The organism is Vibrio sp. ABH4_348 (assembly GCF_056159765.1).
This window is the reverse complement of the sequence record NZ_JBSWVW010000002.1, coordinates 1,084,468-1,106,805: the sequence shown is the minus strand read 5'-3', so window position 1 is coordinate 1,106,805 and position 22,338 is coordinate 1,084,468. Positions and strand designations below refer to the sequence as shown.

Sequence of the window (22,338 nt, the reverse complement as noted above, 5' to 3'; positions counted from 1 at the left end):
TTGGAGAGCAATCATGCTTAACTTTTTCAAAACGCGTCCCGATCTGCCGTTATCGGATGGATCCAAAGACGCGATGCAAGCCCGCTTTAAACGCTATCAGTGGCAAGTATTTTTAGGATTGGTATTTGGATACGCGGTATTTTACGTGGTCCGAATGAGCCTTGGCGTCGTTAAGAAGCCAATGCTAGATGCTGGTATTGTAAGCCTAGAAGAACTTGGCCTGATGGGCTCAGCCTTCTTCCTCACTTACGCGATTGGTAAGTTTTCAAACGGTTTCCTTTCGGACTATGCGAACATTGGTCGCTTTATGTCGATCTCGCTCATCCTATCGGGTTGTACTGCCATCGTAATGGGCATGAACACGGCCGCGCTGTTTTTTGTACTGCTGTGGGGCTTAAACGGCTGGTTCCAATCGGTCGGCTCAGCACCGTCTTGCGTGTCTTTGTTCCAATGGTTCTCACCAAAGCAGCGCGGCAGCCGTTACTCGGTATGGGGCGGTTCACGTAACATCGGTGAAGGTATCACTTGGATCTTAACGGCAACCTTAGTTAGCTACCTAGGCTGGCGTGCTGGTTTTATCGGCGCGGGTATTGCCGCTATCGCTGCTGGCCTTTGCATGCTGTTAGCACTAAAAGATCGTCCTCAAACCTACGGTTTGCCTGACGCTGCAAGCGCGTTTGACGAAGAGCCTGAAATTAAGAAGAAAAACGATCCAAAAGAAACTCGTCGTGCACAGTTGTTTATTCTAAAGCAGCCCGCAGTATGGTTAATTGCAGCGGCGTGTGCGGCGATGTACATCTCTCGCTACGCAATGTCTTCTTGGGCGGTGCTTTACCTACAGGAGACCAAAGGTTATTCGCTGATTGACGCTGGCTTTGCCATGTCTACCTACCCAATTGCAGGTCTGGCTGGTGCTATTTTATCCGGCATCATTTCAGACAAAATCTTCGGCTCAAACCGTCACATTCCAACCTTGCTATATGGCATCGCCAATATTGCGGGTATGTGCTTGATGTTCTTCGGCCCTGACAATCGCGTCATTGATGCAGTAGCCCTTGGTCTAATCGGTTTTGCCATTGGTGGTTTGGTTGTGTTCCTGGCGGGTCTTACCGCGTGTGACCTAATGCCTAAAAACGCGGTTGGCGCGGTAAAAGGCTTTATCGGTTTGTTCTCTTACATTGCTGCATCCGCGCAAGAAGTAATCTCTTCAAAATTGATTGAAGTGACTCAGGTAAACGGTGTCGACGTGTACAACTTCGCATCGGCTCAGTACTTCTGGCTTGGTGCGAGTGTCGTCTCACTGGTTCTTGCCCTAACCGTTTGGAACGCTAAGAAAGTGGTCGATATTGACCCTGAAGCAGACACCAATCTCAAAACGCAAAACGCGTAATACCTAATCTGAGCAGGACCCTGTCCTGCTCATCCCATTTTTCGTTTATTTTTATAGGTAAGAGTATGTCAGGTACAAAAATCGTCGCCACCATTGGTCCGGCTAGTCAAGACAAGGCAACGCTGCGTAAACTGATTCAATCTGGCGTTAATGTCGTTCGGCTCAACTTCTCCCACGGTGAAGCCCATGAACACATCGAACGTGCAAACTTAGTCCGCGCCATTGCTGCTGACCTCGACACGCATGTTGCAATTCTGGTGGATTTGCAGGGACCAAAGATTCGCATTTCAACCTTCCAACAAGGTTCTGTGGACCTTAAACAAGGCCAAGCCTTCGTATTAGATACCAAACTGGGTCCTAAACTGGGTGATGTGCACTCAGTAAGCCTCGACTTCCCACAACTCATCGAAGACGTTAAAGCAGGTCATACCCTGTTATTGGATGATGGTCGTATTCAATTGCTCGTTGATCAGGTCGATCACGAGCTAGGCCAAGTTCAAACCACAGCTCTTAATAGCGGAAAATTATCTGATAGAAAAGGAATCAACCTACTAGGTGGCGGTCTATCGGCGCCTGCATTGACAGAGAAAGACAAAGCAGACATCAAAACTGCTGCCGCGCTAGACGCTGAATATTTGGCCGTATCATTTCCGCGTAACGGCGCTGATATGGACTATGCGCGAGAATTAGCCCGAGATGCAGGTTGTAACGCAAAACTGATTGCCAAAGTGGAACGTGCGGAAGTCGTCGAATCGGACGAGTCAATGGACGATATGATTCGCGCTTCTGACGTCATCATGGTTGCGCGTGGCGATTTGGGCGTTGAAATCGGTGATGCTCGTTTACCACTGGTACAAAAACGCCTTATTGCTCGTGCAAAAGCACTGTGTACACCTGTTATTACCGCAACACAAATGTTGGAATCGATGATTTCCAATCCACTACCAACGCGTGCCGAAGTACTCGATGTCGCAAACTCAATACTAGACGGCACAGATGCGATTATGCTGTCGGCGGAAACCGCCGCTGGGTCTTACCCCGTCGAGTCGGTTCAAGCGATGAAACGAGTTGCCAACGGTGTGGTGTCAGAAAGGCAGAAAGTCTGCTGCTCCGTTGATAAAGCCAGTTTCCAAATTAGCTCACTCGAGGAGCGACTGACACTCAGCACTGTGCGCGCCCTAGCTGAACTCACAGAGCACCAGCAAGACTTAGCTATCGCGGTACCAGTTACCACAGGGCGCACAGCAACTCTGGTTTCAAGAGTATCCGGTGGTATCAATATTTACGCATTGGGAACCGATAAAAAGCTCTTGGCGCAATTGGCACTGTTACACAATGTCACTCCTGTATTGCTTGATACTAGCGGGCTGAATTCGGCAGAGGTTTGTGAACGACTAAAACAGCGTAAAGATCTTGGCGCTGTGCAAAAAATCCATGTCACCAATCGCAATGGGCACGGACAAACACTGTGCGCCCGAACATCAATCTCCAAGGGCACACGAGTTGCTAAATCTGTCGAAACATCAGGCTCTCCGATAGTCGCTTAAAAGCCAACAACAACCAAATCACCTCCCCCAACCCTACGCTCCACTAGGGTATCCTTCGGGATTTTGGCCTGTCTTAGGACAGGTCTTTTTTTGTCTGTTATTAGGGCGTGTTGAAATTTATTGCGTACAAATACTGTCCTATCAGTATCAGGTTGCAAAATTGGAGTTATGAAATGAGACTCGGCCTACTTTTAATGTTTACTAGCTTGCTGATTTCCCCATTGGCGATGGCGCAAAAAGACAGCCATCAAGTAGCGACTTTAGCAGGTGGTTGTTTTTGGTGCACAGAAGCTGACCTTGAAAAGCTAGACGGTGTAATCGACGTGGTTTCTGGCTATTCTGGTGGTACTTTGGAAAATCCCACCTATGAACAAGTCGCATCAGGTAAAACCAATCATGTTGAAGCGATTCAAGTCTTGTTTGACCCTGAAATCGTCAGCTACCAAGGCGTTCTTGACCAACTGTTTCGCCATATCGACCCAACCGATGACAAAGGGTCCTTTGTTGATCGTGGCCCACACTACCGACCTGTTATTTACTACCACGATGCACAGCAAAAGCAGATCGCAGAACAGTTCCTAGCGGACGTTGAAAAACTCGGTGTATATCAAAAGCCGCTCAAAACCGAGCTGACCGCCTTTAGTTCATTTTGGCTCGCCGAAGACTATCATCAGGACTACTACAAACGTAACAAAATCCGTTATAACTTCTACCGTTACAACTCTGGCCGTGACCAGTACTTAGATAAGATTTTTGGTGAGGACCGAGTCGAAAATCCGATCACGTTAACCAGCATGATTGCCGAGATGAAAGGCAAGCCAGAATTGCAAAGCTATCAAAAACCCAGTGATAGTAAGATAAAATCTATGCTAACTGAGCTGCAATATTACGTTACCCAAGAAGACGGTACAGAACGCGCTTTTAGTAATGAGTATTGGGATAACAAACAAGAAGGCATTTATGTGGATATCGTAACTGGAGAGCCGTTGTTTTCATCGACCGATAAATACCGCTCGGGTACTGGCTGGCCAAGTTTTACCAAACCAATAGATGAGCGTTACATTGTCACCAAAACCGACTACAAGCTTCTCTACCCAAGAACCGAAGTCCGCAGTCGATTTGCCGATTCTCACTTAGGCCATGTGTTTGACGATGGTCCGGCTCCGACTGGCTTGCGTTACTGCATGAACTCTGCCGCAATGCGATTTGTACCGGTGGAAGATTTAGAAAAGGAAGGATACGAATCCTATCTGTATCTGTTTAACTAACCCAAACCCTTCGGCATAAACTCTCTGATCAAAAAAGGCTGCTCAGGCAGCCTTTTGTTTCTTCTCAGAAATAGTTATCGCAATCCATGAAGAAATTCGTGTCGAGTAGCTGGGTTAGACTTAAAAATACCACCCAGCGCCGTTGTCGTAGTTTCACTGGTTGCATCCATCACGCCACGTGATTTAACGCAATAATGCGTGGCGTCTATGGTGACCGCTACGTCATCCGATTCCAGCAGGGCTTGTAATGCAACCAAAATTTGCTGGGTCATGCGTTCTTGTACTTGAGGACGCTGGGCAAAAAAGCGAACGATGCGATTAATCTTCGAAAGACCGATAATTTTACCGCGAGGAATGTAAGCAACAGCAGCTTTACCGTCAATGGTTACTAAATGATGTTCACAAGTGCTGGTCACAGTGATGTCTTTCACTCGAACCATTTCACTCACGTTCATCTTATTTTCAATCACAGTGATCTTAGGGAAGTTTTGATAATCCAATCCAGAGAAAATTTCGTCCACGTACATTTTGGCGATACGTCGAGGCGTTTCTTCCAAACTGTCATCAGTCAGATCGAGTTCCAAGAGAGTCAAAATCTCTTGCATGTGCTTTTCAATCTTTTGTTTTTTCTCTTCTCGAGAAAATTCATTGGGTGACATCGGTGTTTCGAGTCCGCGCTTTTCAAGGGCTTGTTTTACCACCAATGCCGCTTCACTCAAACCTGACATATCCATCCTCAATTACGACAACTAAAAATCGGGTCAAGGATACTCGTATTTGTAACCAATTACATCCCCAAATTGAGTGCGGTGTCTTGGTGATTCAAACGTTTGATGTTAAAACAATCCAATCGATTGCTGAGTTTCTGCTGTCCAGAATCGAGCAGAGTTTTTAGTTTAATAGATGGAATTGCTATTTTAATGAACAAGGCGTCCGTATTTCTTAGTTGTTTGTTTGTGTGCTTTTGTGTGCTTGTAGTTCTTATCAAGCTCAAACCCGTACACAGTGAGCCTATACCAGCCAAGGTGATTGAAGAAACACTCACTCAATCGCTCGATGGTCATCGACGCTACTTTAGTATTGAAATAGCAGAGCTATCCGAGCGCGTTTTAATCAGTGCTCCTATCGCTTTTCGCTGCCATATCGATCAACCAATTCAAGTGACTCGTCACCAAACATGGTTCAGCCGCGAAACCCGCTATCAATTTAAATCGTGCGCGATAATTGAACCCGCGAGTGACGCAAATAAGAGTGAATAGTACTTTCTTGTCACAATATTGAAGACCTTCAAACCATAACAATAAAGGCCCTACATGACTCCAATTGTCTCCGTCCATTGGCTAAATGAAAATCTAAACAATCCAGACTTAAAAATTTTAGATAGCAGTATCGCGTTTCAGATACCGTCCGCCAGTAAACCTGACTTGAACAATAAGATACCTGGCGCTCTTCGTTTTGATTACGACTCCGTTTTCTGTGACCCCTTCTGTTCATTACCACACACCATGCCACCCGAACACCGATTCAACTATTACGCAAGTCAATTGGGCTTGGACAAAAATAAGTCGATTGTGGTTTACGATAATACTGGAACCGTTGCATCACCGCGCGCATGGTGGATGTTGGTTTCCATGGGATACGACAATGTTTATGTATTAGATGGCGGTTTGTCGGAATGGAAAAACGCAGGCTATCAACTGGTGACTGAATATTCACAGGCTTCTGATATTGTGGCCCAAACCAATCGTTACTCGGCGTTATCTTTTGTGGATACGGATTACGTATTCAATGCGATTGAAAATGACGAGTCGCTTACGCTGGACGCGCGCTCTACTGACCGTTTTCATGCTCGAGTCAAGGAGCCTCGAGAAGGTATCCGCTCTGGCCATATTCCTAATTCGGTATGTCTTCCTTATGCGGACTTACTTAATGGCAACAGTTTAAAAGGCAGAGGCGAGCTCGAAACAATATTTCACAACATAGTGCCGGATAAACAAACCGAACTTATTTTTACCTGTGGTTCAGGGGTCACCGCGTGTATATTGCTGCTGGGCGCATGGATTGCGGGCTATCGAAATCTTCGCGTGTATGATGGCTCTTGGACAGAATGGGGACAGACTCATCATTTGCCGATTGCGACGGGAAATTAAACCCATATAAAATTCGTAAATAAAATGAGCTCGGCGAATTACCGAGCTCTTTGAAACCAGTTATTAACGCTATTTTTTTAACTCGTTGGCAATGACTTCCACTAACTCACCACTTGGATCGCCGGAAAGCTCCCAAGTAAATACTCCACCCAAATTGGCATTTTTAGCCCACTCAGCTTTGGCTCTAATAGAGCGTGCGTCTTCAAATGAAATAAAGACTTTCTCTTTCTCATTCCAAAGGTATGGAGCTTGTGCTTCTTCATCGTAGTTGTATGCGTAGCCCTGCTCGTTTCCATAGTTCTTGATAATATCCCAGAACATGAAATAGCCGTTTTCACCGGTACCAAATGGTGCTCCACCATCAGAAACCAATTCTCCGTTGGGTAAACCACCATCGTAATTTTGCGTCCCTTGCCAACCACGTCCGTAAAACGCTGCGCCTAAAACGATTTTTTCACTTGGCATTCCGAGCTCAATCATTTGATTGATAAACACATCCGAGCCCATGCCCCACCAGCTGCGTTCAGTAGCATGCAGATTGGTAGTGTGTCCGGTTTGCTGTCCCCAGCCCCCCAAATAGTCATAGGTCATGGCAAACATGTTGGTCAGGTAAGGCTCAGCCGCTTTCCAGTCAATTTGTGCGGCTTTTGCACCCACACCGACTGCCGTAGACAACTCGTATTCCCGCCCAGTCTGTTTTTGAAGTGCATCCAAATCAGCGCGAAGTGTTTTCACCAAGGCAGTGAACGCTTCACGCTCAGCTTGTTTTTGCTCATCTGACATTTTGGTGGCAGGATTCCACGGAGAAGTAGTTAAGCCGCCCCCCCCCGGGTATTCCCAATCCAAATCAATACCACCAAAAAAGTCGTATTTTGCAATTAGCTCAACGGCGGTTTTTGAAAAATGCTCAATCCCTTGCTGAGTTTGCACCATAGAGTGAAACGGTTCCGACATCGTCCACCCGCCAAACGACGGTAAGATCACCAAATCAGGATGCTGCTTTTTAAGTTGAGCGAGCTGTGCGAAGTGCCCTTGGTAGTCGACGTTAACGTCTACTGAACCAAAATCTACTTCGAGCGCTGCGGCGCTATCAACGATTACCGCTGTATATGGCTCTTTTCCTTCACACGCCGTGGCAATTTGCGCTTGAATTGCTTCACTGGCACCAGTATGCGGACCACACATAGATAAGAAAGCATAAATAACATGGGTCAGGTTGTCCGCGGGAATGTCGGCGACAGTATAAGGATTGTCTTGGTTGCGATATTGCCAGTCAGCAAAATAGCCGGCGACGACTTTATCGGTTGTAGAATTTGCAAACGCATTGGGAGCGACAGCCGTTGTCGCGGCCAACGCTAGTGTCACGATGGTTTTGTTCATTGCTATCTCCTTTTTGTCCAATGTACGCTAAAGGAGATAGAATCCGATAAAAGATATGCAATTGTGAGAGCAAGATAGCAAGGTAACTCGTTAACTCGCATCGGTTACAAACTGGGAAGGAGCAAGATCTCGCTCCTCCTCAAAAACTGTGAACTAACGCCGCATTTGTTCGTCCAAGTTCAACACTGTCAAAGCATTGCTTACACTGGTCGCAATCACATCTACCGCGCCAGTTCGCAGTGCCCCAAGGAGTGCTAGTGGTTTACTGTTTTCTGCCGCTATAGCAACCACATTTGAAATCGAGCGAAACTCTTCAATTCCCAAGCCAATTACTCGATCATTCATAACCGTGTCAGTTACGTTGCCATGTACATCGAAAAAGTCGTAACCAGCAAAATCACCGACCACGCCTTGCTGCAACCGAGACTGGACTACTTCATCCGCCGAAAACCAACCTAGATCGACCATATAGCTGTTTTCACTCATATCTCCGATACCAATTAGCGCCAGATCGGCTTTGCGCGCTAAGTCGAGTGTTTGTTTAACTGTGGCATTTTCCATAAAAGCCAGTTTTTGCTCTCGGTTTTCTGCGTACGCAGGCGCGTATAAAGTCTCTGAACTGCCTCCGTATTTTTTAGCCAGCTGTCGACAGATATGGTCGGCGTTATACATACCGCCACGAGGGTGAATGCCACCGATCCCACATACAAACTTACAGTCTCGTTCAGTGATCACCCCAATATGATGCGCCACAGAGGAAACATTGCGTCCCTGACCTACGGTTATCACGTTGCCGTTTTTTAAAGTTGCATTGAGATAATTAGAGACTAGGCCCGCAACTTGATGACGTTGCAGTTCTTCCGTGGGTTGGTCCAGTGCCACCAGCGCCCGTTTTACGCCAAAACGTTCAATCAGTCTTTGCTCGATTTTGGCACTAAACACCGGGTGGTATTTAACGGTTATCTCAACAATCCCTTCATCGCGAGCTTGTTTGAGCAATCGTCCCACTTTGGCACGTGAGATAGAAAATTTCTTGGAGATTTCTTCCTGTGTCGCCCCATCTTGGTAATAAGACACAGAGATCTCGGTTAACAGATCGGTACTATCAATTGCTGCGTCAGTTTTTCTCATTCACTACATCGCCTTTGCCAATTCATCGACAGTTTAAACAATACAAATGTTCACAACAATGACATTTTCTCACGCACAGTTAAGCTAGATTTACGCCTATTGGGCACTAAGCAAATTCGGAGCAAACGGTTGTTTCGAACAAAAATCATCAGTTCACTTAATTAAAGCGAAAAAAGAACGCTTTCACTCTGCTCTTCCGTTGACTTTTATTTTTGATGCGATAAATATGGACAAATCAATTATTCACTGATGTAGCATTTGTTCAACACGGTGTTGCATCGGACAATTCTCATGGTTAATTTGGGCATCCAGCCCAGCCAATGCAACAGGATGATTAGAATGAGCAACAAGTTAGAGCAACTTAGAAAACTGACTACTGTCGTCGCCGATACTGGCGAAATCGAAGCGATTAAAAAGTACCAACCTGAAGATGCAACAACCAACCCTTCTTTGATTCTAAAGGCAGCTCAAATAGCTGAGTATGCGCCACTGATTGACCAAGCTGTTGAATACGCAAAAGCGCAAAGCAACGACAAAGCACAGCAAATCCAAGACGCTGGCGACATGCTAGCCGTTAACATCGGTAAAGAAATTCTTAAGTCTATCCCGGGTCGTATTTCTACTGAAGTTGATGCACGTTTGTCATACGACACTGAAGCAAGTGTGGCTAAAGCGCGCAAGCTTATCAAAATGTACAACGACGCTGGCATCAGCAATGATCGTATCTTGATCAAACTGGCTTCTACTTGGGAAGGTATTCGTGCCGCTGAAATCCTAGAAAAAGAAGGCATCAACTGTAACCTAACGCTATTGTTCTCTTTCGCTCAAGCGCGCGCTTGTGCCGAAGCTGGCGTATTCCTGATTTCACCATTTGTTGGTCGCATCATGGATTGGTACAAAGCAAAAGAAGGCCGTGATTTCGAAGCAAGCGAAGATCCAGGCGTGTTATCGGTTTCTAAGATCTATAGCTACTACAAAGACTACGGCTACAAAACTGTTGTTATGGGAGCTAGTTTCCGCAACATCGGCGAGATCCTTGAATTGGCTGGTTGTGACCGATTAACTATCGCTCCAGCATTGCTAGCTGAGCTAGAAGCTGCAGAAGGTGAAGTAGTTGAAAAACTTGTGGATTCAAAAGGCTCAAATGAGCGTCCTGCTGCAATGACTCACGCTGAGTTCCTGTGGGATCACAACCAAGATGCAATGGCAGTAGAAAAACTTGCTGAAGGCATCCGCAACTTTGCCGTTGACCAAGGCAAACTTGAGACAATGTTGGACGCTAAGCTGTAAAACTAGCCTAATTCATGAGCAATGTATCGTAAATGCATTGCTCATCAGCTTTTTCCCTTCATTTTGTATGAATTCTGTTTAAACTTGATGGATTCCTTTCATCAGTGAACTTTTATTGAGAAGCAATATTATGGATCGTAAACATCTCGCGAATGCTATCCGTGCGTTAAGCATGGACGGTGTACAACAAGCAAACTCTGGCCACCCGGGCGCACCTATGGGTATGGCAGACATTGCTGAAGTATTATGGCGCAGCCACTTAAACCACAACCCGAGTAACCCAGATTGGGCAGACCGCGACCGTTTTGTACTGTCAAATGGCCACGGTTCAATGCTGATTTACTCACTACTACACCTAGCAGGTTACGATCTTCCAATCGAAGAATTGAAGAACTTCCGTCAACTTCACTCAAAAACGCCTGGCCACCCTGAGTACGGCTATGCACCAGGTATTGAGACGACGACAGGTCCACTTGGTCAAGGTATTACTAACGCAGTTGGTATGGCTATCGCCGAGAAGTCACTAGCGGCTCAGTTCAACAAAGAAGGCCACGACATTGTTGACCACTTCACCTACGTATTCATGGGTGACGGCTGTCTGATGGAAGGCATCTCTCACGAAGCCTGTTCGCTAGCAGGTACACTTGGCCTAGGCAAGCTGATCGCGTTCTGGGACGACAACGGCATCTCAATCGATGGTGAAGTTGAAGGTTGGTTCTCTGACGACACGCCTAAGCGTTTTGAATCTTACGGTTGGCACGTTATCCCTGCAGTAGATGGCCACAATGCAGAAGCGATCAATGCCGCAATCGAAGCTGCTAAAGCGGATCCTCGCCCAACTCTTATTTGTACTAAAACCATCATCGGCTTTGGTTCTCCTAACAAGTCTGGTTCACACGACTGTCACGGTGCACCACTAGGCCACGATGAAATCGCTGCTGCACGTGAGTTCCTAGGTTGGGAACACGGTCCATTTGAAATCCCTGCTGACGTTTACGCAGAATGGGATGCCAAAGAAGCAGGTAAAGCGAAAGAAGCAGCTTGGGATGAGAAGTTTGCTGCTTACGCAGCAGCTTACCCAGCAGAAGCGGCTGAGTTCAAACGTCGTGTAAACGGTGAGCTTCCTGTAAACTGGGAAGAGACAGCCAGCCAAATCATCGCTGATCTTCAAGCAAACCCAGCTAACATCGCGTCACGTAAGGCGTCTCAAAATGCACTAGAAGCTTTTGGTAAAGTACTGCCTGAATTTATGGGCGGTTCTGCTGACCTTGCACCTTCTAACCTAACAATGTGGTCTGGTTCTAAGTCGCTAACGGCTGAAGACGCAAGCGGCAACTACATTCACTACGGTGTACGTGAATTTGGTATGACAGCTATCATAAACGGTATTGCGCTGCACGGCGGTTTTGTACCTTACGGTGCAACCTTCCTTATGTTTATGGAATACGCTCGCAACGCAATGCGAATGGCAGCATTGATGAAAGTCCAAAACATTCAAGTTTACACTCACGATTCTATCGGTCTGGGTGAAGATGGTCCAACTCACCAACCTGTTGAGCAAATGGCGTCACTTCGCCTAACTCCAAACATGAGCACATGGCGTCCATGTGACCAAGTTGAGTCAGCGGTTGCTTGGAAACTGGCTATCGAGCGTAAAGATGCACCTACGTCACTTATTTTCTCTCGCCAAAACTTGGCGCAGCAAGAACGCGATGCAGTGCAAGTTGCTAACATCGCAAAAGGTGGTTACGTTCTTAAAGATTCAGCGGGCACACCTGATTTGATTCTGATTGCCACTGGTTCTGAGGTAGAGCTAGCGGTTAACGCAGCTGCTGAAATTGAGAAAACGGGCAAGCAAGTTCGCGTAGTTTCTATGCCTTCAACAGACGTCTTTGACAAGCAGGATGCGGCCTACCGTGAATCAGTATTGCCATCTGACGTAACTGCACGTATTGCGGTTGAAGCAGGTATCGCTGACTTCTGGTACAAGTACGTAGGTTTTGACGGTCGTATCATTGGTATGACGACCTTCGGCGAATCTGCTCCAGCTGGCGAACTATTCAAGATGTTTGGCTTCACGGCTGAAAACATTGTTGAAACCGCGGGCGAGCTTCTCGCTTAAGCGTTTAAAGCATTTTTAAATCAAAAATCCCCGCAGATGCGGGGATTTTTTTATTCGCAATAAATGTGTTTAAACATTAATTTTTGGAGACGATAAATAATACTTCAACACGTCGGTTACACGCCTTACCGGACTGGGTATTGTTATTACAAGCTGGCACATACTCGCCATAACCGCGTGTATAGATGTTGTCTTTTTGAACTCGATTGTTCATCAAAGTCTGTTTAACCGCGTTGGCTCTTTTAAGTGACAAAGAATCATTGAGACTGCTTGAACCAACACTGTCAGCGTGCCCGTCAATTACAATATCAATGTTTGGCTCAGACGCCAGAAACTGCCCCATCACATTTAGCCAATATTGACTGTCCGGAGAGACATTAGAAGACCCGGTTTTGAATCGAATAGTATCAGTAAGCTTAACCATGACATGGTTACCCGGCAAAACTTCGTGCTCAATACCATTGCTGAGCAAAAACTTTTGCAACGATGAGTATACTTGGGTGCGCATTTGTCCATAAGGTCCTTGCACACCAGCAGACATGTCGGTGTGTTCGATTCCCCATTCTGGGTAAAGAAGGTCACCTTCTGATTTTGGCGCCGTATCTAACATCCTTGGTTTAGCACCCATCATGGTTTCAGTACCCAACGAACCACATCCAGTCAACACAACAGCAATCCAAATCAGCCATGCCTTTCTCATCGTTTAACTTGCCCTTTTCTTTCCATTAATCTGTTATCGGCTGAAAATTCATTTCTTTAATAACAAATAGCGCTGTACGTATGAGCCAGTTAACAATATTCTCTACTCATAACGACCATACAACCAAGGATGCATTCTCTATGCTTAGGTTTATTTTAGTACTGTTTGGCTCAATATTTTTGGCGGCTTGTGGTGAAGGTGCCACTACCAAGCCAAAAGCTGGTGAACACTATATTCTGCTTGAAGAGCCTCTCGAGCTAAGCAAACCAATAACTAAGGTGTTCTCGCTAACCTGTCCCCACTGTTATTCGATGGAAGCCCACATTCAAGACATTGAAAGCGCAACTGGGCATTCGGTTGACAAGTTACACATTGCTTTCAACCAAAGTGCGGAATTGGCGTCCATCATCTATTACTCTGCACTTCTCCAAAATGGTCAGGCACTAGACAAAACAACGACAAATAAACTGTTTGAACTGTTACATTCGCAACAAACGACGTCAGAACAAAAACAGCAACAGCTCAATCAACTGTTTGCCAATCAAGGTTGGAACAACCCGTATCAGCTTACCGAGCAACAGCAAAAAGACGTGTTAGATCAGGTACGCTCTGCGCATCAACAAAGCGTAAAATCGAAGATCAACTCAGTTCCAACGTTCATCGTCAATGGTAAGTACCGAATTGATATGTCAGCTCACAAAGACATGGCTGACGCTATTGCTACTATGAATTTTCTCCTTAATACAAAGCCTTAAATTGGATACAAACAATGTCAAAAATCATTTTCCCCGTTGTTATTTTACTGGTTGCTCTTTTCCTAGTTTATCTAGCTTGGTCGAATGGTAAAGCTGCCGATGAAAACATACAGAAAGGCCAACTGTTCCTTGAAGAAAATGCGACTAAAGAGGGTGTGATCACCACTGAATCCGGTTTGCAGTATCAAGTTCTAGTGCAAGGGAACGGAACCGAAAATCCAAATGCAACGTCTAAAGTCAAAGTGCATTACCACGGTACCCTAATCGATGGCAGTGTGTTTGATAGCTCAGTAGAGCGCGGCGAACCCATCAGCTTTGGATTAAATCAGGTTATTGCTGGTTGGACTGAAGGTGTACAAACCATGGTCGAAGGACAAAAGATTCGTTTGTTTGTTCCTAGCCATCTAGGGTATGGAAATCGCGGCGTCGGTTCAATTCCGGCTGGCTCTACACTCATTTTCGATGTTGAGTTACTAGCTATCGAGAAGTAAGGCCCCAAAAATCTCTCTGTAACTGTGTGTTCATCCTCTCAGTTATCAGGGAGATTTTTCATTTTTTTCTGTATTTCAATCAAATAGGCTACGACGACCAAAATTTTAAAAACATCTCTATCTGCGTATTGATACATATAATTTTAGCGTCTACTATTCTTACTATAACAATAATAATTTTATCATTTACTCAGGTAATCTCATGAATATTAGAAATAAAATATATTCATTGGGTGTCGTTGCTATTGTAAGTTTGGGTGCGCTATTATTTGCCAATACCCAATTTGCCCGCACCAGTGAAGATTTAAACCAAGCTACTCTACTTGTTGCTCAACTCGAAGTTCGTCTACTAAATCTACGGAGAAATGAGAAAGACTTTTTGCTCCGTATGGACAATAAATACCTCACGCGCTTTCAAGGCAATATGGAGTTGTTCCTTGAACTGGAGTCCAACCTTAGTACTCTATTAAAACGCAATGACTTGAATATCCCTAATACGGTTCGACAGGATATCGTCGCCTATCAAAATGGATTTGTTGAGTTAGTGCAAGCTTTTGAAAAGTACGGACTAAACAATGAATCTGCTTTATGGGGCGAATACGCGAAGCAAGTCATTGAGGCCAAAAGTAAGCTCTCCAGTGATCAGTTAGTCCAACTGTTTTTGTTCGACAAAGCGGTACTATCTGGGATCTACGATGAAAAGTTACTGGCTGGAATACAAAATCAACCGCTTAAAAAAGCAGCCATCGCGCTAACGGAACAACACAAAATCATTGGCTTGGTGTACAACGAGGGTCTGCTGGGTAAAGCACGCGGCTTGTCGCACAAAGTAGAAACCCAATTTAAAGATTTTGCCAAAAACTTAGGCCCAGAAGTACAACAAATACAAGCACTGCAATCCCGATTCCAACAAATCGCGTCCTTTGCCGCTGTGATAGTGATTCTTGGATTGATTTTTTACATTTCTCGTAATTTTAATCGCCAAGTAAATAGCCTGACCACTAGCATCAAACAAATCACAGAAAACAGAGATTTCAACATACGTGCTGAACTCAAGGGACAGGACGAATTCTCCTTACTGGCTGACTACTTCAATCAGCTGCTTGATAACCTTGCAACTTTGATGTCAGGCACGAGAGATAAGTCGATACAGCTCAATCAAAGCACAGAAACCATGCACGCCGAATTAGAAGCGGTTATTGGTAAATTTAACCGACAGGTCAACTATACCAGTGACATGGAAGGTTCTGTTAGTGAGATGGCATCGACCATTGCTGAAATTTCGGATAATACGTCCAATGCGGTCGAAGGTGTTAAGCAAGCATCTAACAATGCACAAACCGGCAGAAATTTGGTCGATGTGACTGTGGAAAATATTGGTCAACTAAGCGAAGCGTTAGATGAAAGTCAAACCTCAATCAATTCACTTAGCGAAAATGTCGACCAAATTGGTCAGGCGGTAACCATCATTCAAGATATTGCGGAACAAACTAATTTGCTAGCACTTAATGCAGCTATTGAAGCGGCTCGCGCTGGCGAACAAGGACGAGGGTTCGCAGTGGTAGCCGACGAGGTTCGCGCTCTTGCCAGTCGTACCCATCAATCGACAGAAGACATCACGAATGTGGTCACAGCTATTCAATCACAGATGCAAACGGTAGTAAGTCGGATCCAAAGCTCTAATGAGCAAGGCAAACAAACACTTGAAACCTCTCAATCTTTGGATTCAAGCCTGCAGCAAATAATCACCGATATGCAAGACATCGAAAGTCGGTCGCAACGTATCGCTGGAGCCATCGACTCACAAAATGGTTTAGTGCAACGAGTACGTGACTCTCTTGATGAACTTAATGGTTTGTCTTCTGAGAATCTATCTTCAGCGCAGCAAGTTTTGGTCGAAGTAGACAGTGTCTCTGAACAGGCTAAAAATATGGAGCAAACTGTCGCGGACTATCAGGCGCGATAATTAGTTTTCTTTATGATATTGATAGGAGCCGTAATGGCTCCTTTTGTTTTTCTACTTTTTACAATAACTCAATCAGATTATCCTTACTAAATCGTTGTCATATTTGATAAAGCTCTCATCTATCAACGCAACGAATTGTTAACATTATCGACTTTCTAATGACAATAATAACGAGGTTTGACATGCTCGTCGGTCTAGATATAGGCGGTACTAAGATTGAAGGTGTCCTACTGAACCCTAAAACTCTCGAAGTAGAAACTGTCTTTCGTCACCCTACTAACAAAAATTCCTATTCAGATTTTCTAAATGCGGTCGTAACCGTTATTGAAAAACTTAAAGAAACACATGACTTTTCGGCCATTGGTATTGGTTGCTGTGGCTCTATCGACCCAACAACAAAGCGAATGCAAGGCGCAAATGTGCAAGTGTTAAATGGCGAGGATTTCCTCGGTGATTTAAACAAGCATTACGATGTCCCGATAAAGTTAGCTAATGATGCCGATTGCTTGGCACTATCTGAATTCAAGTCAGGCGCAGCAAAAGACGCCGAAAACTCTTGCCTTGCTGTTATTATTGGCACCGGATGTGGTTCGGGTGTGATCGTCAATGGGGGCTTAGTCACCGGACTTAACAGTATTGGAGGGGAAATCGGACACAACCCATTACCTCACTATACCCCCGAGAAAGACGGCAACACATTTGACTGCTACTGCGGTAGCCAAAATTGTTGTGAAGGGTTTGTTTCTGGTACTGGATTTGGTCGTACATTTTCAGACAAGTACCACAAGGCAGACGCTAAACAGATTTTTGAATTGATTGAACAAGGCGACCAAAACGCCATCAACCACTTAGATCTTTACAGTGACCAATTGGCTAGATTGTTGGGTTCCGTCATCAACGTTATCGACCCAGAAGTAATCGTATTGGGCGGTGGTCTATCTAACCAAGAAAAGATCTATCCATTGGTACAAGAAAAATTAATTCGATACACCTTTACACAATCACTGCAAACCAAGGTTGTTAAATCAGTTCATGGCGACTCTAGTGGTGTTCGCGGTGCAGCCATGCTAAACCTATAAACATTTCTCTGTATCCAGATATGGTCGTAAGTAATTGTCTTATTACTTACGACTTCCCAGTGAATTAACATATTTCATTTTGTTACAAATTAAGTTGATGCACATCAACTTAATATTAATGCATTTGATATTTATTCTCATTGTTATTTGTGTCATGTAATTTTTCTGTGATAATCCGTTCGTTTTTATTACGGATGGAATCTTATGTTTAAGAAATCAATCGCGCTACTGGCCACTCTTGGTCTCGCTTTCAGCGCTAACGCTAAAATCACTGTTAAAGACGAACTGGGCGAGCTAGTCCTAGATTCGGTTCCTCAAAAAGTTGTCGCGCTTGAATTTTCTTTTGTCGACGCACTAGCAAACTTAGACATCAAACCGATTGGCGTTGCTGATGATGGCGACAAAACTCGTGTTATTGAACCAATCCGTGCACGTATCGGTGACGATTGGACCTCACTTGGCAAGCGCTCACAACCAAGTCTTGAGGTAATCGCGTCTTTAAAACCTGATTTGATCATTGCTGACCGCGAGCGCCATGAAGCAATTTACGAAGACTTAAAGCGCATCGCACCGACGTTGATTTTAAAAAGCCGTGGCGAAACCTACGAGGACAACTTGAAAGCTGTCGTTAAAGTCGCAGCAGCATTTGACCGCGAAGCAGAAATGCAAGAATTGGTAAAAGCACACAGCGCTCGTATGGATGACTATGCAAAGAAAATCAGTTCGGACGCATCAGTATTGTTTGCAGTATCAAGCTCACGTGGTGTAACAATGCACACACCTAAAGCGTATGCAGGTGGCGTAATCAATCGTTTGGGTCTTAACTCTCCTGTTCCAGAAGAAACTGAGAAAGCTTACGTTCGCGTTACTTTGGAACGTCTATTGAAAGCAAACCCAGACTACTTCCTTGTTGGTGAATACGGTGACGAAACCGCTATCGACGAGTTCAAGAAAAACGGTCTTTGGAAAGTTATGACCGCTGTCAAAAACGACAAGTACGTAGAGACTGACCCAAGACTTTGGTCACTAAACCGCGGTATGATCGCCGCTGAGATCATGGCTGAACAAGTGATTGACTTGGTCCAGTAATGTCTCAACTCGTCTTGTCTGCGCCAGTTTCCAACTGGCGCTTTTCTATTTTCGTCCCTCTTATCTTAAGCCTGCTCTTTTTAGGGTTTGGATGGTCTCTGTTTGTTGGATCTGATTTTGATATGGGCTGGATTGACGTGTGGCACTGGTTATCAGGCGCTACAGGTAATGAAATCCATCAACATATAATCAAAGAAGTTCGCTTACCTAGAGTCCTCTGCGCAATTGGTGTGGGAGCCAGTTTGGCAGTAGCCGGTCTCTTGATGCAGGCATTAACTCGAAATCCAATTGCATCTCCCTCTGTTTTTGGGGTGAGTGCTGGTGCTTCATTCGCCTTCGCGTTTGCCTCTACCGGCCTAATATCTTGGTTCTCAGCACTACCAATATTAGTGGTTACCTTTATTGGAGCATCGGTTGCGGGACTTGCCGTTTTCTTCCTCGCAGGTTTACACCAGCATCAAGTCAATCCCGTGCGTGTGGTGTTAGCAGGTGTCGCGCTCAACTTTTTGTTTCTCTCTTTGACTCGCGCGGCCGTTATTCTTGCCGATGAAAGTGCCTATGGTGTCATGCATTGGATTACTGGAACCATTGCCAATGTCGATTGGACTCATGTTCAAGTTTTGTATTGGAGTTTATTGGTCGGTCTAGTCGCGGCTCTTTATTTAAGTTTCCAATTGAATCTGCTCGCACTAGGTGAATCCATGATGAAAAACTTAGGCGGTAAACTCGCACTGGTTCGAATCGGAACCAGTTTGACATTGATTTTGTTGATTGCTGCATCGGTTTCCGTGGCCGGTCCAATAGCCTTTATCGGTTTAGTTATCCCTCACGTGTCCCGTTTTTTAGTTGGTCACGACTTACGAATTTTGGTGCCGATATGTGCAATTTTAGGTGCGAATTTGTTGGTTTACGCAGATGCAATCACTCAGCTACTGGCTCGAGGTTCAGAGAGCCCGGTTGGTATCTTAACCAACTTTATCGGCGCGAGTTTTTTCCTACTTCTCGCAAAAAATCAGGTGAAAAAGCAATATGCCTAATGCCATTAAAGTTTCACTTTCTCTTTTCATCGTTTGGCTGTTGTTCGCTCTTTGGCATGTCGGAGCAGGTGCTGTGAATATCTCTCCAACCGAAGTTATCCATACATTAGTGGGCAGCCAGTCAGAAAATGAATTCATCATCATGGGTTACCGCTTGCCACGAATGTTTGTCGCAACACTGGTCGGGGCATGCTTGGCACTATCCGGTTTGCTGGTACAAGGTATCGTTCGAAATCCACTGGCATCGCCAGACATTCTAGGAGTGACGACGGGAGCAAGCCTTGCAGTGGTTGCCGTCAATGCCATGTTCCCTGATGTCTCAGCTCGGTTATTCCCCTTTATCGCGATGGCCGGTGGTGGCATCGCGACATTAATCTTGTTTTCAATTGCGAAGAACGTACTCAATCACGCAGCCGCACTAGCGCTTATTGGCGTTGCTTTAGCTGCCCTGTTCAGTGCTGGCGTCGATTTTCTGTTATTGGCGTTTCCGATGGAGATCAACGTCTCCATGATCTGGCTTACTGGCTCGGTATGGGGACGAAACTGGACTCACATTCCTTACTTGGTAGGATTTTTGTTGGCCCTGCTACCCGTCGCAATTGCACTCGCTTACAAACTCGATTTGTTTGCGTTAGGCGATGACACGGCACAAGGCTTAGGCATTAATATCAACAAAACACGTCTTCTCACATTGTGTGTTGCAATCACGTTGGCATGTGTCGCGGTATCGGTCTGTGGCAACATCGGATTTATTGGCTTAATCGCGCCACACGCTGCCCGCTTCCTATTGGGTAACAACCACATTGCCTTAATACCGGTGTGCATGTTGATTGGAGGCAGTTTATTGCTAAGTGCCGATTTGTTCGCTCGTGTGCTGATGCCTCCGACAGAATTACCCGCAGGTGTGATGACGGCCATGATTGGTGGCCCCTACTTCATATTCCTATTAAGCCGCTACAAACATTGGTAATGAAAATGAACGCAATTAATATTCAAGACCTTTCGGTTAGTTATGGCGATAAGCTTGTTTTAGACACGGTAAGCTGTGCTTTCAAACACAACCACTTTACCGCGTTAATTGGCGCCAATGGCTGCGGAAAGTCCACGCTTCTAAAAACCATCAATGCCAATATTCGCGCACAATCGGGAAAAATCACCTTGGCAGATGGGCAGGACACCTACCAAATCGATACCAAGCTATTGGCGAAACGGATTTCCATGTTGCCACAGACGCCTATTACCCCAGAAGGCGTAACAGTAGAACAGTTAGTGGGTTATGGTCGAGCGCCCTACCTTAACTTTCTCGGTCAATTGGGCGAAAAAGACAAAGAACACGTCAGAAACGCAATGGCCCTTGCGGATATCTCGGATCTCGCAAAACGTCCCGTTTCCGCCCTTTCCGGTGGTCAAAGACAACGTGTTTGGATTGCCATGGTGTTAGCACAAGATACCGACATCATCCTATTGGATGAGCCGACAACGTATCTCGATATGTCTCACCAATATGAACTGTTGGATATCGCCCGAGATTTGGTTGATTTGCACGGTAAAACCGTTGTTGTGGTGTTACACGATTTGAATCAAGCCTGTCGCTACGCTGATCAACTGGTTGTAGTACACAATCAAAACATCTACACCCATGGCACACCACAGCAGGTGTTCACCGAAACCATGCTCTCTGAGGTCTTCAGTTTGAATGCAAGAGTTATCCAAGACCCTGAAAGCCAGACTCCTATGGCGATTCCAAGAGCCACGCGACCGATAAGTTCGGCGCTCTGTGCATAGCTATAACCTAGCCCAAGAAAACGAGTAGTCTTTACTACTCGGTTTTTTTAATCCCGAATAACTTCTGGCCAACTAAACGGTTAGTTTTTTCACGGAGGTAATAAGATGATAAACTCCCGCCATTGATATAACTCTGACTCTGTCAGGGAAGACCTATAGGCGTTACATGGTAAACAACAACATTCAATGGTTTCCGGGCCATATGCACAAGGCTCGCAAAGAAATTGAAGAAGCCATACCCAAAGTCGATGTCATTATCGAAGTCCTTGATGCTCGCATTCCGTTTAGTAGCGAAAACCCAATGATTGCAGAAATCAAAGGGGAAAAACCTGTCGTCAAAGTTCTTAACAAACGCGATCTTGCCGATCCCGAGATGACCCAACTTTGGATTGATCATTTAGAGCAAGAACGCAATGTAAAAGCGATTGCCATCACCACAGAAAATAAAAACGAAGTTGAGCTAATCTTGGAGTTGGTGAGAAAGTTGGCACCACACCGCGAAGAAATTGGCAAAAATATTCGCACTATGATCATGGGTATCCCTAATGTGGGTAAATCTACTATTATCAATTGCTTAGCCGGTAGAACTATAGCTCAAACGGGTAACCAACCTGCTGTGACCCGTCGCCAACAAAGGATCAACCTGCAAAACGGCGTGGTACTTTCTGACACGCCTGGGGTGCTATGGCCAAAAGTTGAAAACCCTCATAGTGGTTTCCGTCTCGCGGCTACCGGCGCAATTAAAGATACCGCTATGGAGTATGATGAAGTCGCATTCTACACCGTGGAATATCTGGCCGACAGTTATCCTGAGCTGTTAAAACAGCGCTACAACATCGACGATCTTCCAGAATCAGATTTAGAGTTGATGGAAGAGATAGGCCGACGTCGCGGAGCCCTGCAATCAGGTGGCCGTGTTAATTTGCACAAAGCATCTGAAATCCTATTACACGAACTACGCGGCGGCACCATAGGCAAAATCACCCTTGAAAAACCGGAAATGATTACGGAAGAGTTGGTGCAAGTTGAGTTGGAAGCTGCCCAACGAGCAGAGCAAAAAGCCAAGAAAAAGGAAGAACGACGTAAACGCTATTTGCGTAATAAACGTTAGATTCTTTAATACTTGTTCAACGACACGGTCATGGCTACTGAGCTATC

At 45.3% G+C, this 22,338-nt stretch carries 20 protein-coding genes; 16 read left to right on the top strand and 4 right to left on the bottom strand.

Translation table 11 applies throughout. The features are described from left to right. Positions 1–13: 13 nt before the first annotated feature. The 3 genes from ACXAFJ_RS18880 to msrB all read left to right on the top strand — a co-directional run bounded on the left by ACXAFJ_RS18880 (position 14) and on the right by msrB (position 4,205). Positions 14–1,390, top strand: coding sequence for an MFS transporter (locus ACXAFJ_RS18880; protein ID WP_475325565.1), 1,377 nt, complete (start codon positions 14–16; stop codon positions 1,388–1,390). Between the two features lie 65 nt (positions 1,391–1,455). Further along, positions 1,456–2,937 (top strand): pyruvate kinase, encoded by a 1,482-nt coding sequence (gene pyk / locus ACXAFJ_RS18875; protein WP_475325563.1) that lies wholly within the window; start codon positions 1,456–1,458, stop codon positions 2,935–2,937. A 194-nt stretch (positions 2,938–3,131) separates the two neighbouring features. Next, positions 3,132–4,205 carry a peptide-methionine (R)-S-oxide reductase MsrB gene (gene msrB, locus ACXAFJ_RS18870; RefSeq protein ID WP_475325800.1) on the top strand — a complete coding sequence of 358 codons (1,074 nt, stop codon included), beginning with the start codon at positions 3,132–3,134 and terminating at the stop codon, positions 4,203–4,205. A 74-nt stretch (positions 4,206–4,279) separates the two neighbouring features. Here the strand turns inward: msrB and folE are convergent, their stop codons facing one another. After that, positions 4,280–4,933, bottom strand: a complete 654-nt coding sequence (folE, locus tag ACXAFJ_RS18865; protein ID WP_475325562.1) for a GTP cyclohydrolase I FolE — start codon at positions 4,931–4,933, stop codon at positions 4,280–4,282. A 240-nt stretch (positions 4,934–5,173) separates the two neighbouring features. Here folE and ACXAFJ_RS18860 point away from each other — a divergent pair, with 240 nt between their 5' ends. Then, entirely contained in the window at positions 5,174–5,464 is a 291-nt protein-coding gene (locus ACXAFJ_RS18860; RefSeq protein WP_475325561.1) for a hypothetical protein, read from the top strand. A gap of 54 nt (positions 5,465–5,518) precedes the next feature. Next, on the top strand, positions 5,519–6,355 hold the full coding sequence (locus tag ACXAFJ_RS18855) for a sulfurtransferase (RefSeq protein ID WP_475325559.1): 837 nt from the start codon (positions 5,519–5,521) through the stop codon (positions 6,353–6,355). 69 nt (positions 6,356–6,424) lie between these two features. Here the strand turns inward: ACXAFJ_RS18855 and ACXAFJ_RS18850 are convergent, their stop codons facing one another. Both ACXAFJ_RS18850 and ACXAFJ_RS18845 read right to left on the bottom strand, forming a co-directional pair. Next, positions 6,425–7,735: a glycoside hydrolase family 18 protein gene (locus ACXAFJ_RS18850; RefSeq protein ID WP_475325558.1), complete on the bottom strand. Its 1,311-nt coding sequence runs from the start codon at positions 7,733–7,735 to the stop codon at positions 6,425–6,427. A gap of 153 nt (positions 7,736–7,888) precedes the next feature. Beyond that, positions 7,889–8,866, bottom strand: coding sequence for a sugar-binding transcriptional regulator (locus ACXAFJ_RS18845; RefSeq protein ID WP_475325557.1), 978 nt, complete (start codon positions 8,864–8,866; stop codon positions 7,889–7,891). A 339-nt stretch (positions 8,867–9,205) separates the two neighbouring features. Between ACXAFJ_RS18845 and tal the strand changes: the two genes are divergently transcribed. Both tal and tkt read left to right on the top strand, forming a co-directional pair. After that, the gene (gene tal / locus ACXAFJ_RS18840) at positions 9,206–10,156 is read left to right on the top strand and encodes a transaldolase (protein ID WP_475325555.1); all 951 of its coding nucleotides are present in this window, start codon (positions 9,206–9,208) and stop codon (positions 10,154–10,156) included. A 130-nt stretch (positions 10,157–10,286) separates the two neighbouring features. Next, positions 10,287–12,278: a transketolase gene (gene tkt / locus ACXAFJ_RS18835; protein WP_475325554.1), complete on the top strand. Its 1,992-nt coding sequence runs from the start codon at positions 10,287–10,289 to the stop codon at positions 12,276–12,278. 76 nt (positions 12,279–12,354) lie between these two features. Here tkt and ACXAFJ_RS18830 read toward each other — a convergent pair whose 3' ends face one another. Further along, on the bottom strand, positions 12,355–12,978 hold the full coding sequence (locus tag ACXAFJ_RS18830; RefSeq protein WP_475325553.1) for an OmpA family protein: 624 nt from the start codon (positions 12,976–12,978) through the stop codon (positions 12,355–12,357). Positions 12,979–13,118: 140 nt separating this feature from the next. Between ACXAFJ_RS18830 and ACXAFJ_RS18825 the strand changes: the two genes are divergently transcribed. The 9 genes from ACXAFJ_RS18825 to ylqF all read left to right on the top strand — a co-directional run bounded on the left by ACXAFJ_RS18825 (position 13,119) and on the right by ylqF (position 22,291). Then, on the top strand, positions 13,119–13,733 hold the full coding sequence (locus ACXAFJ_RS18825; protein ID WP_475325551.1) for a thioredoxin domain-containing protein: 615 nt from the start codon (positions 13,119–13,121) through the stop codon (positions 13,731–13,733). A 14-nt stretch (positions 13,734–13,747) separates the two neighbouring features. Continuing rightward, complete coding sequence (locus ACXAFJ_RS18820; protein WP_475325550.1) at positions 13,748–14,224, top strand: FKBP-type peptidyl-prolyl cis-trans isomerase; 477 nt, start codon at positions 13,748–13,750, stop codon at positions 14,222–14,224. Positions 14,225–14,426: 202 nt separating this feature from the next. Beyond that, entirely contained in the window at positions 14,427–16,190 is a 1,764-nt protein-coding gene (locus ACXAFJ_RS18815) for a methyl-accepting chemotaxis protein (RefSeq protein ID WP_475325549.1), read from the top strand. 182 nt (positions 16,191–16,372) lie between these two features. Beyond that, positions 16,373–17,269 carry an ROK family protein gene (locus ACXAFJ_RS18810; RefSeq protein WP_475325548.1) on the top strand — a complete coding sequence of 299 codons (897 nt, stop codon included), beginning with the start codon at positions 16,373–16,375 and terminating at the stop codon, positions 17,267–17,269. Positions 17,270–17,473: 204 nt separating this feature from the next. Further along, positions 17,474–18,358, top strand: a complete 885-nt coding sequence (locus ACXAFJ_RS18805; protein ID WP_475325546.1) for a Fe(3+) dicitrate ABC transporter substrate-binding protein — start codon at positions 17,474–17,476, stop codon at positions 18,356–18,358. Further along, a complete protein-coding gene (locus ACXAFJ_RS18800; protein ID WP_475325545.1) occupies positions 18,358–19,395 on the top strand; it encodes a FecCD family ABC transporter permease in 1,038 nt (345 codons plus the stop codon). Before ACXAFJ_RS18805 ends, ACXAFJ_RS18800 begins: the two co-directional genes overlap by 1 nt. Continuing rightward, positions 19,388–20,365 carry a FecCD family ABC transporter permease gene (locus ACXAFJ_RS18795; protein ID WP_475325544.1) on the top strand — a complete coding sequence of 326 codons (978 nt, stop codon included), beginning with the start codon at positions 19,388–19,390 and terminating at the stop codon, positions 20,363–20,365. The genes ACXAFJ_RS18800 and ACXAFJ_RS18795 overlap by 8 nt, the downstream gene beginning before the upstream one ends. 5 nt (positions 20,366–20,370) lie before the next feature. Then, positions 20,371–21,180 carry an ABC transporter ATP-binding protein gene (locus ACXAFJ_RS18790; protein WP_475325542.1) on the top strand — a complete coding sequence of 270 codons (810 nt, stop codon included), beginning with the start codon at positions 20,371–20,373 and terminating at the stop codon, positions 21,178–21,180. A gap of 166 nt (positions 21,181–21,346) precedes the next feature. Beyond that, complete coding sequence (gene ylqF / locus ACXAFJ_RS18785; protein ID WP_475325541.1) at positions 21,347–22,291, top strand: ribosome biogenesis GTPase YlqF; 945 nt, start codon at positions 21,347–21,349, stop codon at positions 22,289–22,291. Positions 22,292–22,338 lie beyond the last annotated feature (47 nt).